The 13,540-nt window shown below is 62.3% G+C and carries 12 protein-coding genes; 7 read left to right on the forward strand and 5 right to left on the reverse strand.

Going from position 1 to position 13,540, the window contains the following annotated elements; genetic code table 11:
* Positions 1-12: 12 nt before the first annotated feature.
* Positions 13-135 carry a cytochrome bd-I oxidase subunit CydX gene (cydX, locus tag BLU76_RS06015; protein ID WP_092221934.1) on the forward strand — a complete coding sequence of 41 codons (123 nt, stop codon included), beginning with the start codon at positions 13-15 and terminating at the stop codon, positions 133-135.
* Entirely contained in the window at positions 132-419 is a 288-nt protein-coding gene (locus tag BLU76_RS06020; protein ID WP_092221936.1) for a cyd operon YbgE family protein, read from the forward strand. Before cydX ends, BLU76_RS06020 begins: the two co-directional genes overlap by 4 nt.
* Positions 420-511: 92 nt before the next feature.
* Here BLU76_RS06020 and BLU76_RS06025 read toward each other — a convergent pair whose 3' ends face one another.
* The 3 genes from BLU76_RS06025 to BLU76_RS06035 are packed head-to-tail and all read right to left on the reverse strand — an operon-like array spanning position 512 to position 4,771.
* Entirely contained in the window at positions 512-997 is a 486-nt protein-coding gene (locus tag BLU76_RS06025; RefSeq protein ID WP_092221938.1) for a hypothetical protein, read from the reverse strand.
* A 42-nt stretch (positions 998-1,039) separates the two neighbouring features.
* Positions 1,040-3,787: a cation-transporting P-type ATPase gene (locus BLU76_RS06030; protein ID WP_092221940.1), complete on the reverse strand. Its 2,748-nt coding sequence runs from the start codon at positions 3,785-3,787 to the stop codon at positions 1,040-1,042.
* Between the two features lie 60 nt (positions 3,788-3,847).
* Positions 3,848-4,771, reverse strand: coding sequence for a universal stress protein (locus tag BLU76_RS06035; RefSeq protein WP_092141745.1), 924 nt, complete (start codon positions 4,769-4,771; stop codon positions 3,848-3,850).
* Positions 4,772-5,027: 256 nt separating this feature from the next.
* Here BLU76_RS06035 and BLU76_RS06040 point away from each other — a divergent pair, with 256 nt between their 5' ends.
* Both BLU76_RS06040 and BLU76_RS06045 read left to right on the forward strand, forming a co-directional pair.
* Positions 5,028-6,278: an MgtC/SapB family protein gene (locus BLU76_RS06040; protein WP_092221942.1), complete on the forward strand. Its 1,251-nt coding sequence runs from the start codon at positions 5,028-5,030 to the stop codon at positions 6,276-6,278.
* Positions 6,279-6,378: 100 nt separating this feature from the next.
* Positions 6,379-7,290 carry a universal stress protein gene (locus BLU76_RS06045; RefSeq protein ID WP_092221945.1) on the forward strand — a complete coding sequence of 304 codons (912 nt, stop codon included), beginning with the start codon at positions 6,379-6,381 and terminating at the stop codon, positions 7,288-7,290.
* A 51-nt stretch (positions 7,291-7,341) separates the two neighbouring features.
* Here BLU76_RS06045 and BLU76_RS06050 read toward each other — a convergent pair whose 3' ends face one another.
* Positions 7,342-7,905 (reverse strand): GNAT family N-acetyltransferase, encoded by a 564-nt coding sequence (locus BLU76_RS06050; RefSeq protein WP_092221946.1) that lies wholly within the window; start codon positions 7,903-7,905, stop codon positions 7,342-7,344.
* 246 nt (positions 7,906-8,151) lie between these two features.
* On the opposite strand from BLU76_RS06050, the gene BLU76_RS06055 reads away from it, so the two are divergent.
* A complete protein-coding gene (locus BLU76_RS06055) occupies positions 8,152-9,045 on the forward strand; it encodes a universal stress protein (protein WP_092221948.1) in 894 nt (297 codons plus the stop codon).
* Here the strand turns inward: BLU76_RS06055 and BLU76_RS06060 are convergent.
* Positions 9,035-10,018 (reverse strand): zinc-dependent alcohol dehydrogenase family protein, encoded by a 984-nt coding sequence (locus tag BLU76_RS06060; protein WP_092141734.1) that lies wholly within the window; start codon positions 10,016-10,018, stop codon positions 9,035-9,037. The genes BLU76_RS06055 and BLU76_RS06060 overlap by 11 nt on opposite strands.
* A 170-nt stretch (positions 10,019-10,188) precedes the next feature.
* Between BLU76_RS06060 and BLU76_RS06065 the strand changes: the two genes are divergently transcribed.
* Together BLU76_RS06065 and BLU76_RS06070 are read left to right on the forward strand one after the other, a co-directional pair.
* The gene (locus BLU76_RS06065; protein ID WP_092221950.1) at positions 10,189-12,561 is read left to right on the forward strand and encodes a phosphoketolase family protein; all 2,373 of its coding nucleotides are present in this window, start codon (positions 10,189-10,191) and stop codon (positions 12,559-12,561) included.
* A gap of 66 nt (positions 12,562-12,627) precedes the next feature.
* Entirely contained in the window at positions 12,628-13,518 is an 891-nt protein-coding gene (locus BLU76_RS06070; protein ID WP_092221951.1) for a universal stress protein, read from the forward strand.
* Positions 13,519-13,540: the final 22 nt, after the last annotated feature.

Raw genomic sequence — 13,540 nt, forward strand, 5'->3', positions numbered from 1 at the left:
GAGTGAAGCAATATGTGGTATTTCGCCTGGATGCTGGGAGTCGGTTTCGCACTGCTGCTGGCGATACTCAATGCGATGTGGGGCGAGAACGAGACCGGTCGAGCCATGAGCGACCGTGACGAGGCGCAGCCATGACGCTGAATGTCGCGGGTGTCCAGCCCACGTCACGGCTGCATCGGCTGAGCCTCGTCGTTGCGGTGACGATCATGTTGGCCTGCTCGCTCTACCCGCCACTGATGACGGCGCCGGACGGGAAAGCCGACCATGTCTTGGCAACGGCCTTGTTTATCGCCATGAGCGTGGCGTTTGTCAGGGGCGTGGGGTTCATTCCCCGCAGGCCTTTCTGGCGAAGGATGTTTTCAGGTTGGACCTGCCTGGTGGCTCTTGCGCTTGCCGGTGGGTTGAAGTTGTTGCACTGAAGCCTGATGAGAAGCCCGGCGATGGCTGGACGGTGATCAAGAAAACTCACCTGCCGACGCGGCAGGTGAGTAGGGCAGTCCTGGGGGCCGGCCTAGCGAGCTGGCGGGCTCATTTGCTGTTGTTGCATCATCTGCTCCATCATCATCTGTTGCATGCCCATGTACCTGTCCATCATGTACTGGTGCTGCTTCATCTGCTCAGGCGTCATCTGGGAATAGTGGCTGCCCATTTGTTTCCAGCCCATCATCGGGCCGTTCCCCTTCATGTGGCCGCCCATCATGCCTGCCCCGCAACACCCCATCATCCCATTCATCATCTGCATGCTTTGCCGCATCGTGGCCTGGTGATCCTGCATGAGCTTCTGGCGTTGCGCCGGATCGCTGGTGTTCTGGATCTGGGTCATCTGTTCCTGCATTTTTTTCAGGTTTTCCTGGGCCGTCGCCATCTGCTGGTCGAATTGCTCAACGCTCATTGACGGCGGGGGCGCCTTGGCGGCGTCGGTGGCTTGCTGGGCAAAGCTCAGCGTGGGGAAAAGCACCGCGGTCAGGGCGAGGGCGGCGAGTCTGGATGCGTTCATGATTCAGTTCCTTGCAGGCTGGTGGCGCGGGGAGTGGGATCGTCACGGTTGACGATCGGACTCGGTTAAACGCAGTCGAAGCTGTTTTTCAATTTCGATGATGGCGAACAGCGCAATGCCCACCGCGATGATCAGCAGTCCATCCATGAAGGGCACCGCTTGGGTCGCGAACACGGTTTGCAGCGGCGGCGCGTAGGTGATGGCGAATTGAGCGACGGTCACTACCGCGACGGTCGCCCACACAACCTTCGTACCCCGAAGGCCCTTCCAGGTCAGTGACGTGCCGTAGAGATTGCGGATAAAGAACAGGTGGAAAATTTCCATCACGACCAAGGTGTTCACTGCCAGGGTGCGGGCCAGTTCGACGGAGTAGCCTCGGTCCAGGGCATAGGTAAAGATGCCGTAGACACCGCACAGGAACAGAATGGAAACGAGCACCATATGCCAGACTAATGCGCCGCTGATCAACGGCTCCTGTCGTGAGCGCGGTGGCCTGCGCATGGTGTTGTCTTCGGTTGGTTCGAACGCCAGCGCGATACCCAGCGTGATGGCGGTAATCAGGTTGATCCACAGGATCTGTATCGCCGTGACTGGCAATGTAAGGCCAAACAGCAGCGCGACAATCAGGGTCATTGTCTCGCCCGCGTTGGTGGGTAACGTCCAGCTCAGCACTTTCTTGATGTTGTCGTAGACCGTCCGGCCTTCACGCACAGCGGCCACGATGGAGGCGAAGTTATCGTCCGCCAGTACCAGGTCCGCGGCTTCCTTGGCTGCTTCACTGCCTTTGCAACCCATGGCGATGCCGGCATCTGCGCGTTTGAGCGCTGGCGCGTCGTTGACGCCGTCGCCGGTCATGGCTACGGTCATGCCGTTGAGTTGCAGCAACGTCACCAGCCGCAGCTTATGTTCGGGGCTGGTACGCGCGAAGATGTTCACTTGCTTGAGTGATTCCCTGAGGGTGGCATCGTTCATGGCGTCCAGGTCGCTGCCGGTCAGTACCTTGTCGGGGTTGTCCAGGCCGATCTGATCACCGATGGCGCAGGCGGTGCCGGCGTGATCCCCTGTGATCATCTTCACGACAATGCCGGCCGCCTGGCATTGCTTGATCGCCTGGATCGTTTCCGGGCGGGGCGGGTCGATCATCCCGACCAGGCCAAGCAAGGTCAGTGTCCCTTGCACATCGGCAAACTCCAGGATGGCGTGTTCGGGCGGGACGGATCTGACGGCGAGCGCCAACACGCGCTGGCCCTTGCGGGCGATGGCATTGGCCTGCGCGTGCCAATAGTCGGCATCGAGCGGGGCCGTCGCCCCCGTGTTGCTGCGCTGGTGCGTGCACATGGTCAGAATCTGCTCCGGCGCACCTTTGACATAAATGGCGGCTTGCCGGTCATGGTTGTGATGCAGCGTTGCCATGAAACGGTGTTTGGCGTCGAACGGAATGGCATCGGTGCGGGCCCAAGTGCCGCGTTCCTCTTCGCCGTTGATGCCGGCCTTGGCGCAAAACACCAGCAATGCACCCTCCATGGGGTCCCCTTCGACTTTCCAGGTGTCTTCGTGCTGCCTCAAGCGTGCGTCAGTGCAAAGGCTCGTCGCGCGCCCCAGTTCGGCCAGCACCGGGTGGTGGGAGGTGTCGATCAATTGATCGGCAAGGTTCATGTTGCCCGAAGGCTGGTAGCCGACACCGTCGACGGTGAAGGTCAGGTCACGGGTGACGACGGATGCCACCATCATCTCGTTACGGGTGAGGGTGCCGGTCTTGTCCGTGCAGATGACCGATACCGAGCCCAGGGTTTCGATGGCCGGCAGGCGCCGAACGATGGCGTTGCGCTGGGCCATCGCCCGCACGCCCACCGCCAGGGTGATGGTGAGTACGGCGGGCAATCCCTCGGGTATGGCTGCGACCGACATGCCCACCACGACCATGAATATCTCGGTGAAGACGTAATGCCCGACAAAGTGGCCATAAGCGAGTAGCAGACCGGCGATCAGCAAAATCAATAGCGTCAGCCAGCGGGCGAAGGCATCCATTTGCTTTATCAGGGGCGTCGTCAGCGGCTCCACTGCTGACAGCAGGTTGCTGATGCGCCCGATTTCAGTCGATGTCGCGGTGGCGACAACGACCCCTGTCGCTTGTCCGCAGGTCACCAGGGTGCCACTGAAGGCCATGCAGGCACGATCACCCAGGGCCGCTTCGATGCGCACCGGTTCGGTATTTTTTTCGGCCGGTGCGGATTCTCCGGTCAGGATGGCTTCCTGGACCTGGAGCCGGTTGGCATGCAGCAGGCGCAGATCCGCCGGGACCTTGTCGCCGGCCTCCAGCAAGACGATATCGCCGGGCACCAGTTCCTCACCTGCGATGCCCAGGCGTTCGCCGGCACGTATCACCGTTGCCCGGGGCGCGAGCATGTTGCGGATGGCGTCCATGGCCTGCTCGGCCTTGCCTTCCTGGACATAGCCAATGATCGCATTGGCCACCACGACAGCGAGAATGACCACCGTGTCCCACAGGTGTTGCAGCGCAGCGGTGATTGCAGCGCAACCCAGCAGCACATAAATCAGGATGTTATGAAATTGCAGCAGAAATCGCCGCCACGCTGGCCGTCGGGCTGACGCCGACAACCGGTTGAAACCCGTACGCTCAAGCCGGGCCTGGACTTCGGCGATGTCCAGCCCGGCTTGCTCATCGACATCAAGGTGTTTGAGCGCCTGTTCGGCGGGCAACGTGTACCAGGCCAGGCCCTGCGAGGGCGTTGTCGGGTGCGCCGCTGGTATGTTGCTCGGTCGGTTCATCAGCCGCGTTCCTGTGGATACGGAGCGGTTGTTCTACAGGCCATCGGCACAGGACTGCCTTCAGCCCATCTGCTGCGGCGCAATCACCCACAAGCTGCAGGGCATCTTGTACAGCAGGCCTTCGACGGTGCTGCCGATCAGCTTGTCCAGGCTGCCGTAGCGCACGCGCCCCATGACGATGACATCAATGTCATGGGACGCGGCGTAGCTCGCCAGCACCTTGGCCGGGTCACCCATGATCATGCGTCGCTGGTCCGCGGCGATGCCATTGCGTTCGGCCAGTGCATCGAAGGCGGCGCCCTGGGACTCGTAGAGCTGGCGGGCCAGGGTCGAGGAGAAGAACATCGAACCGTTGCCAAAACCGTATTCAGCGGCGGTAATGGACGAAAGGTCATAGGCGTAGATGACTTCCAGCGTCGCGTCGCAGCGGGTGGCCAGCTTGTTGGCTTCGCTCAGGATCCGATCATTGAGGCCTTCGTAGCGTCCGTCCTGATGGAACGGGTCGATGGCGGCCAGGATCTTGCGCGGGCGGGCGTGGGCGACCTTGTTGACGAAGTGCAGCGGGACCTCGCATTCGCGCAGCAGATGCACGTCCAGCGGCGTGAACATCAGTCGGGAAAACCACGACTCAGGGTCCACCGACTTGATCAGCGCAGCCATCGGCGCTTCCTTGAGGTGGACCAGGATTTCCTGCAAGGGGCGCTCGACCCACGTCACTTCTGTCGTGACTTCGATGCCGAGGTTGCGCAGGGGCCTGGCCTGTTCCTCCAGCCACTGCCGATGGCGCTCGATGTAGCCCAAGCGCATCTGCTCCAGCGCCTGCTCGTTGACCAGGCCCGCCGTGGCCAGGCCTTCGAGGTAGTCAAACGCGACAATATGCAGCGCCGCGCCTTCGGCCCTGGCCAGTGCGGCGGCCCGGTCGAACGCCGGGCTGTGTTCCATCAGTGGCGAGACGACCAGCATCAATCGTGATTGCGTAGACATGACAAACCTCCCGGGCAAGGACCTGTTGGCGCCGGGCGACGTTTCGCGCGGCGTGGTGTCTGTCATCGATCATGAGCGTCATGGAGCCCGGTAACTTGATTTGCATCAAACACGCTTCAAAGCGTTGCATCGAAGGCGGCAACGGCGCGGCAATCGCGCTATGTTTGAGCATGATCAGTCGCCCCAGGGCACGAGCGCAGCCGGCTCGGACCTCTGGATTGAGTGACAACCGCAGACAGTGCCAGAGAGCCGAACCATGACTGAAACCCTGGCCTTCGCCAATGCCGCCGCCGCGCTGGGAATCGGCCTGTTGGTGGGGCTTGAGCGCGAACGACGCAAAGGCGAGGGCGACCGGCGCGACTTCGCCGGCCTGCGTACCTTCGCCATCACGTCCGTGCTCGGCTACCTGGCGGTCCAGGCGGGCGGTCCCTTGTTGCTGGGGGGCATGACGCTCGCCCTGGGCGCATTGGTCACCGTGGCCTATTGGCGAAACCTCGACAAGGATCCGGGGATCACCAGCGAGGTGGCCTTGTTCGCAGTATTGGCACTGGGCGCGCTCTGTGCGAGCGCCCCAGGCCTGGCGACCTCGATTGGGGTGGTGATGGCCGGGCTGCTCGCCAGCCGCCAGGCGTTGCACCACTTTGCCCGCAACCAATTGACGGCCACCGAGATGCGCGATGGCCTGGTGCTGTTGATCGCCGCGCTGGTCGTGCTCCCGCTGGCACCGGATCGATTCCTCGGGCCTTATGACGCAATCAACTTGCGCAACCTGTGCACCCTCACCGTCATGCTGATGGCGGTGGGTGCGCTGGGGCATGTCGCGGTTCGAACCCTGGGGACCCGCTATGGCTACGCCCTCAGTGCGATTGCCTCGGGGTTTGCTTCTGCCACGGCGACTGTCGCGACCATGGGCGGTATCGCGGCCAAAGAGCCGATCAATCTCAAGGTGGTGAGCGCTGCGGCGATGTTATCCAATCTGGCGACGGTGACTCAAATGGGCCTGATTCTCGCAGCCGTGGACCCCGCGCTGCTGCGTTGGATGTGGGGGCCGTTGGTGTGCGGGATGCTGATGGTATTGCTCTATGCCGGCGTGCTGATGTTTCCCCGGCCAAGGGCGCGGGCCGATGAAACCATCAAGCACAGCGGCGCCTTCAGCCTCAAACTGGCGATGACGATGGTCCTGGCGATGGCCGCTATCACTGTCCTCTCGTCGGCGATGCTCGATGTGTTTGGCCAGGCCGGGGTGACCGTCACCGCGATTTTCAGCGGGTTGCTCGACGCCCATGCCTCGACGGCCTCCATCGCTTCTCTGGCCAAGGGCGGGTTGTTGCCCTTCGACGGCGTCGCCGTACCGGTCCTGATGGCGCTGAGCAGCAACTCTCTGAGCAAATGCGTCGTCGCCTGGCTCAGTGGCGGGCGAAGGTTCGCCGGGTATGTGATTCCCGGCCAGGTGCTGGTCACGCTGGCGATGTGGGCAGGGCTGTTGCTCCCGAGTTTGTCAGCCTGAATGATGGCTGTTTGATGAAGATCAAGTCCTGTCTCGGGCAGGCGTTCATTCTGGAACCCTCAATCCTTTAAGTGGCTGTCGCCACGTGCCGAGGTGTTCCATGTCCCAGACTCAACGTTTATTGCTAGTGGCGCCTGACGCCATGATCCGTACGCCGGCGTTCGACCGCGCCACCGAGTTGGCCCTGGCGCTGGACCTGCCCCTGCATATCGTGGCGTTCGACTACCTGGAGTTGCTCTCGGTGGCCGGTCTGTTCGCCCCGGAACAGGTCAAGCAAGCGCGTGAGGGTTATCTGGAAACCCATCGGCATTGGCTGTGGCAACAGGCCGAACTGGCACGTCGGCACGGCGTCGAGGTGACCTGCGAGGTGGTGTGGAGCAAGGATGCCTTCCAAGCCTTGCAGCAATACGTCAAGGAGATGCCGATGGCGTTGATCATCAAGGACGCGCAGCCGGAACCGGCAATGAAGCGGGTGTTTTTCACGCCCCTGGACTGGCGCTTGCTGCGTGACTGTCCGGTGCCAGTGCATCTGGTCACGGACGCTCGTAACCCGCGGCCTCGGCGGGTCCTGGCGATTGTCGATGTGCTGCGCAGCGAGGAGCAGGACCTGGTGTTCAACGACCGGATCGTCGACGCCGCGGTCAAACTGGCGGAACAATGCAACGCCCAGGTCGAGTTGCTGCACGCCTTCGATTGGACGGCTGTCTACGCCTCGGATATGGGCATTGGTGCGCTGCCCCTGGCCACTGGGCTCTATGAAGCGTTGGGCCAGGCACAGCACGAGGTGTTCGAGTCCCTGGCCGAGCGGCACGGGGTCGCACCGCAGCAGTGCCACTTCATCGAAGGGGCGCCGCTGAACAGCATTTGCACGTTCGCTACCGATCACCAGATCGATGTCATCGTCATGGGCACCACGGCGCATCGTGGCCTGGACAAGCGCCTGGGCACCACCGCTGAGCTGCTGCTGCAACGGGCGCCCTGCAGCGTATTGGCGATCAAGCCGCAAGCGTGATTGGCGCAACGCGGCGCGAGGCCATGCCAAGGCCTCGCGCAGCGTCCGGGATCAAAGGTAGAGCCGGTGGATGACCTGCCGGGTGTCGTCGGGATCGCTGTGGGTTTCAAAACCCAGGCTATGGGCCAAGTCCCGCATCGGCGCATTGCTGGCCGCATCGACGGAGTACATCTGGCGATAGCCGTTTTTACGCGCGGTGTCGATCAGGTGCTCCATCAACAACGTCCCCAGTCCCAGGTGTTGCCAAGGGTCGGCGACCGTCACCGCACACTCGCATTCGTGTTCCTGGGTCGCGCAATAGCGGCTGACACCGATCTCGATCAACTCGCCGTTGTCATGGACCAGGGCGATGTAGGCCATGCGCGTCTTGCAGTTGACGTCCATCAAGTTATCGAGCAGCGCCGCGCCTGGCTCATTGATCTGCGCCAGGAAGCGCATGTGCCGGGACTCCGGTGACAGGCGCATGATGAAGTCGTATTCGCGCTGGCGATCCTGCTCCCTGAGCGGGCGGATCAAGACATGCCGGCCGTCCTTGAGTGCCTGGATCCAGTGTTTGCCACTGATGCTGGCATACAGGGCAGCGGCGCGTTCGTTGTGGTCTTTGACAGTGAGCATGGTGCGATCCTCCCTCGGATGTGCACGTGCGGTGCGATAAAAAGCTACGCATTCGGTACTGTTCTACGCCCGCCACGGCGATCGATTCTGATCTGGATCAGTGCCTGCGTATCCGCCCGTCGATTGCCCGGCCTTTGATTCAGATCAAACCGTCCGGGGCCTTGATGGGCGCACGCTGAAGATCGCTCCGGAAAAGGCCGGTGCAAGGTTCTGGATTTCGTGTGGGCAATCCGATGGAGGTGTGCGATGGGGCAATACCAGCGTCTGCTATTGATCGTCGAACCTGATCTGCACCCCTCTGCAGCGATGCGCAGGGCCTGTGCCCTGGCCCGGGCCAGCGGCGCCGCACTGCACTTGTGCGCGTTCGTCCAACCGCCGGCGCGCACCCACTTATGGGGTGAAAAAATCGATGAAGCGAGTGTGCAGCGCTATCTGCACCGCTACCGTCGCTGGATGGTGGAGGAGGCGGCGCTGCTCAAGGAGGAAGGCCTGGATGTGACGACTCACGTGGTATGGACGCTCCATCCGTTGCTGGACATCCTGCGCTATGTCGAGCAGTTCCAGCCTGACCTGCTGATCAAGGACGTTGCCCTCGAACCTTTGCTCAAGCGCGTGTTCGCAACGCCGCTGGACTGTCATCTGTTGCGCGACTGTCCGGTGCCGGTGCATCTGGTCAACCAGGCGGTGCACGGCTTGCCGCGCCGGGTCGTGGCGGCGGTGGACCCTTCGGACCCCGAGGCCAATGCCTTGAACGAGCACATCGTCCAGACTGCTGCCGCGATGGCCCGGCAATGCGATGCCTCGCTTCATCTGTTGTACGCCTGCGACCTGTCGCCGGCCTTCAACGGCGAAGCCTCGTTGCTGGCCGGGGCTTGGGATGACGACTTTGCCGACGCCCTGCGCGAATCGCTGCATGCGGCGTTTATCAGCCTGGCCGGGCGCTGTGGCGTACCGGCGGAGCGTCGGCACTTCGTCGTTGGCCTGCCAGTGCCGGTGATCCAGGAATTCATCGACGAATTCGAGGCCGACGTGGTGGTGATGGGCACTGTGCACCGCGCCGGTCTTGAGCGTTTGATTGGCAGCACGACAGAACGTGCCTTGTACTCGGTGCCGGGCAGTGTGCTGGCGGTCAAGGGATGAGTACGATGGCCCCGTTGAGCTGTCCGCTCCTCAGGTGTTCCAGCGCTTGGTTGGCTTGGACCAATGGGTAGCAGGTCACGTTGCAATGCACGGGTGTGCGCTGGATCTGTTCGAAAAACGCCAGGCCGTCCGCGCGGGTCAGATTGGCCACTGAGCGCACGCTGCGCTCCTGCCACAACAGGCGATAGGGGAAGGCAGGGATGTCGCTCATGTGAATGCCGGCGCACACCACGCAACCGCCTTTGGCGGTGGCTTGCAAGGCCAGTGGCACCAGTTCGCCGACGGGGGCGAAGATCAGGCTGGCGTCCAGCAGATGGGGCGGGAGCTGATCCGATGCCCCGGCCCAGGTCGCGCCCAGCGAACGGGCATAGGCCTGGCCGAGGTCGTCACCGGGCCGAGTGAAGGCATAGACTTGCTGGCCCCGGCCCACGGCGACCTGGATCGCCAGGTGCGCAGCGGCGCCGAAGCCATAAAGGCCCAAGTGAGGGGCGTTTTGCGCCATCTGCAAGGCCCGGAAACCGATCAGCCCTGCACACAGCAGAGGCGCGGCTTCGGCGGCCTCAAGCGTATCGGGGAGGGGGAAGCAGAATCGCGCATCGGCGACGGTGTAGTCGGCATAGCCGCCGTCCAACTGGCAGCCAGTGAACAGTGCCTGGTCGCAGAGGTTCTCCCGGCCCGAGCGGCAGAACTCACACACCCCACACGTCCACCCCAGCCAGGGCACGCCCACCCGTCGGCCGATCCAGTCCGGGGCCACCTGCGCGCCGACGGCGGTGACCTCACCGACGATCTCGTGGCCCGGCACCCGAGGCAATCGAGCCTGGGGCAGTTCACCGTCGAACAGATGCAAGTCGGTGCGGCACACACCGCAGGCTTGCACCTTGATCAGCAGTTGCCCGGCGGCCGGCGTCGGTTGAGGGCGTTCTTCCAGTTGCAAGGGCTGGCCAATCGTGTGCAGGACCATGGCGCGCATGAGCATTCTCCTGTGTGAGCGGGCGCTCGCCATGCCAGTGAGCGGCGCCAGGGCATCAAGCAAGCACCTTGTATGACCTTAGCGTCCCTGGTTCTGATGTAAATCAAGTCACCCTTATTCCCGCGTTCCAGAATCAGGCATGGCAACCCTGTGTTTTTGCGGAGGACGTGATGAGCGATTTTCTCAGCCCCGACCAACTGGAAGGTATTGACGCCTACTGGCGTGCGTCCAATTACCTGGCCGTAGGACAGATCTACCTCAAGGACAACCCGTTGTTGCGCAAACCACTGCAACAGGGGCATGTCAAACCTCGCTTGCTGGGCCACTGGGGCACGACGCCTGGGCTGAATCTGATTTACGTGCACCTCAATCACCTGATCAAGACCCGTGACCTGAACATGATCCTGATCACCGGGCCCGGTCATGGCGGCCCGGCCATCGTCGCCCAGAGCTACCTGGAGGGTAGCTTCACCCAGTGTTATCCCTCGGTGGAGCAGAACGAAAACGGAATGTTGCGCCTGTTCCGGCAGTTTTCCTGGCCTTATGGCTTATCCAGCCATGTCTCGGCGCAGATTCCCGGCTCCATCCATGAAGGTGGGGAGTTGGGTTACTCCCTGGCCCATGCCTATGGCGCGGCGTTCGACAACCCTGACCTGATCGTGGCCTGCGTCATCGGCGACGGTGAGGCGGAAACCGGGACGTTGGCGGCGAGCTGGCATTCCAATAAATTCCTCAACCCCAGGCGTGACGGCGCCGTACTGCCCATTCTTCATCTCAACGGTTTCAAGATCGCCAACCCCACGCTGCTTTCGCGCATCAGTGAAGACGAGCTGTCGGCCCTGATGTATGGCTACGGCTACGATCCTTATTTTGTCGAAGGCGACGACCCGCAAGCGGTGCACCAACAGCTGGCCAGGACCCTGGACGGCATGTTGCTCAAGATTCGCGAAATCCAGCGCATGGCCCGCGCGGATTCGTCGGGACGTACCCTGGAACGCCAGCTCTGGCCGATGCTGGTGCTGCGCACGCCCAAGGGTTGGACCGGTCCGAAATTCGTCGATGGCCAGCAGGTCGAAGGCACCTGGCGCGCCCACCAGGTGCCGCTGAGCCACTTCGAGCTGCCCGTCCATTTGACGCAACTGGAACAATGGCTCCAGAGCTACCGTCCGCAGGAGTTGTTCGACGACAACGGTGCGTTGCTGCCGGACGTTGCCGCGTTGGCGCCGACGGGACATCGGCGCCTGGGCGCCAATCCTCATGCCAATGGCGGCGTGCTGCTCAAACCCTTGGAACTGCCCAGGTTCACCGATTACGCCATGCAATTCAACGCGCCCGGCAGCGTGCAGGCAGAGGCCACCCGGGTGTTGGGTGGTTTTGTGCGCGATGTGATGAAGCACAACCTGGGGGCAGCCAATTTCCGCCTGTTCGGTCCCGACGAAACCGCCTCCAATCGCCTTGATGCGGTGTACGAGGTCAGTGGCAAAGCCTGGATGGCGGCCCTGGAGACGGGCGATACGAACCTGGCGTGCGACGGCCGGGTGATGGAAATCCTCAGCGAGCAAGTGTGTGAAGGCTGGCTGGAGGGGTATCTGCTGACGGGTCGGCATGGGCTGTTTTCCTGCTATGAGGCGTTCATCCACATCGTCGATTCGATGTTCAATCAGCACGCCAAATGGCTCAAGACCGCTGCCCAGATCCCATGGCGCGCCTCGATTGCTTCGCTCAATTACCTGCTCACGTCCCATGTCTGGCGACAGGACCACAATGGATTTTCCCATCAGGACCCGGGGTTCATCGACCTGGTGGCGAACAAGAGCGCCGACGTGGTGCGCATCTACCTGCCAGCGGACGCCAATTGCCTGTTGTCCGTGGCCGATCACTGCCTCAAGAGCCGCGATTACATCAATGTGATCGTGGCCGGCAAACAGCCGGAATGGCAGTGGCTGGACATCGATTCGGCCGTTCGGCACTGCTCGGTCGGGATCGGTCGCTGGGCCTTTGCCTGCAACAACGACGAAGACCCGGACGTGGTGATGGCGTGTGCCGGTGACGTGCCAACGTTGGAAACCCTGGCCGCTGTCACGCTGCTGCGTGAATACGTGCCAGACCTGCGGGTGCGGGTGGTGAATGTCGTCGACCTGCTGGCCCTGCAACCGCCGCAACAGCATGCCCACGGGTTGCCGGACGCCGAGTTCGATGGGTTGTTTACCGTGGACAAGCCAGTGATTTTCGCCTTCCACGGCTATCCGTCGCTGATTCATCGACTGATCTACAAGCGTCACAACCACGATAACTTCCATGTCCGCGGTTTCATGGAGGAGGGCGCCACCACTACGCCGTTCGACATGGCGGTCATCAACCACCTGGATCGCTACCAACTGGCGCTCGATGTCATCCAGCGCGTGCCACGGTTGCAGCCGCTGGTGGACAGCGCTCGGGATCGCTACTGGGCAACCATGGAAAAGCATCAGCTGTACCTCATCGAGCATGGGCAGGACATGCCCGAAGTCTTGAATTGGCGCTGGACGCCGACGCCGCAATGACGGCCAACATGCCTCATGGCATCGACGCTGCGCCGTGGCGTTCGAGCCCGACTTTGGAGACCCATCATGAGCCAGTACCAACGCCTGTTGCTGATCCTCAACCCGGCACAACGCCATTCACCCGCCCTGCATCACGCCGCGGCCCTGGCGGCGGCCAGTGGGGCGCACTTGCATGTCACCGCCTTGATTCCCTCGCTGGACATCCTTTCGCTGCTTGAAGAAGGGCCTCGTGAGGAAGCGCGGCAGAACTATCTCCAGGACCATCGTCATTGGTTGGAGGATGAGGCGGACAAGTTGCGCCGCCGTGGCCTGCGGGTCACCACTGAGGTGGAATGGGCCCAGAAGATGGGCAAGCAGATCCTGCAACACGTTACGCAGATCCAGCCGGACTTGCTGATCAAGCAGGTACAACACGAGCCCATGCTCAAGCGGGCATTTTTCACCCCGCTGGACTGGCAACTGCTGCGCAACTGTCCTGTTCCGATGTACCTGGTGGGGGCCACCGGTCATGCGCTGCCGCGCACAGTGGTCGCGGCGGTGGACCCTTCCAGTGCGTTTGCCCAGAACAGCGGGCTGAATGACCGGATCATCCGCCAGGCCATGGGGCTGGCCTTACAGTGCGACGCCGAGCTGCATCTGGTTCACGCCTATGAGGTGTCGTCAGTCTATCTGGGGGATGCGGGCGGTGGCGGCCTGTCGCTGTCGCAGCTCAGCAAGGAACTGCGCAGGAGCCTGGAAAAAACCTTCCTGGAACTGGCGAACCTGTTTGGTGTGCCGGCCGAGCGCAGGCATTTTCTACTGGGGCATCCGGTCTCGGCCCTGAGTGAATTTGCCCTGGAGCATGAAGTGGACGTGATCGTCATGGGGCGATTCCAGCACGACGATCTGTATGGGCCACTGGGCAGCACGACCGAGCACATCCTGTACCAGGTGTCGTGCAGTGTTCTGGCGGTGTGATGAATCGGACTTGACCGCTGGG

Source organism: Pseudomonas sp. NFACC08-1 (genome assembly GCF_900106735.1).
Taxonomy (GTDB): domain Bacteria; phylum Pseudomonadota; class Gammaproteobacteria; order Pseudomonadales; family Pseudomonadaceae; genus Aquipseudomonas; species Aquipseudomonas fluorescens_Q.

Coding starts and splice junctions, on each gene's coding strand:
- BLU76_RS06045 (WP_092221945.1), top strand. CDS start 6,379: ATGTCCCAGACTCAACGTTTATTGCTAGTGGCGCCTGACGCCATGATC.
- cydX (WP_092221934.1), top strand. CDS start 13: ATGTGGTATTTCGCCTGGATGCTGGGAGTCGGTTTCGCACTGCTGCTG.
- BLU76_RS06030 (WP_092221940.1), bottom strand. CDS start 3,787: ATGAACCGACCGAGCAACATACCAGCGGCGCACCCGACAACGCCCTCG.
- BLU76_RS06035 (WP_092141745.1), bottom strand. CDS start 4,771: ATGTCTACGCAATCACGATTGATGCTGGTCGTCTCGCCACTGATGGAA.
- BLU76_RS06025 (WP_092221938.1), bottom strand. CDS start 997: ATGAACGCATCCAGACTCGCCGCCCTCGCCCTGACCGCGGTGCTTTTC.
- BLU76_RS06040 (WP_092221942.1), top strand. CDS start 5,028: ATGACTGAAACCCTGGCCTTCGCCAATGCCGCCGCCGCGCTGGGAATC.
- BLU76_RS06070 (WP_092221951.1), top strand. CDS start 12,628: ATGAGCCAGTACCAACGCCTGTTGCTGATCCTCAACCCGGCACAACGC.
- BLU76_RS06020 (WP_092221936.1), top strand. CDS start 132: ATGACGCTGAATGTCGCGGGTGTCCAGCCCACGTCACGGCTGCATCGG.
- BLU76_RS06060 (WP_092141734.1), bottom strand. CDS start 10,018: ATGCGCGCCATGGTCCTGCACACGATTGGCCAGCCCTTGCAACTGGAA.
- BLU76_RS06050 (WP_092221946.1), bottom strand. CDS start 7,905: ATGCTCACTGTCAAAGACCACAACGAACGCGCCGCTGCCCTGTATGCC.
- BLU76_RS06065 (WP_092221950.1), top strand. CDS start 10,189: ATGAGCGATTTTCTCAGCCCCGACCAACTGGAAGGTATTGACGCCTAC.
- BLU76_RS06055 (WP_092221948.1), top strand. CDS start 8,152: ATGGGGCAATACCAGCGTCTGCTATTGATCGTCGAACCTGATCTGCAC.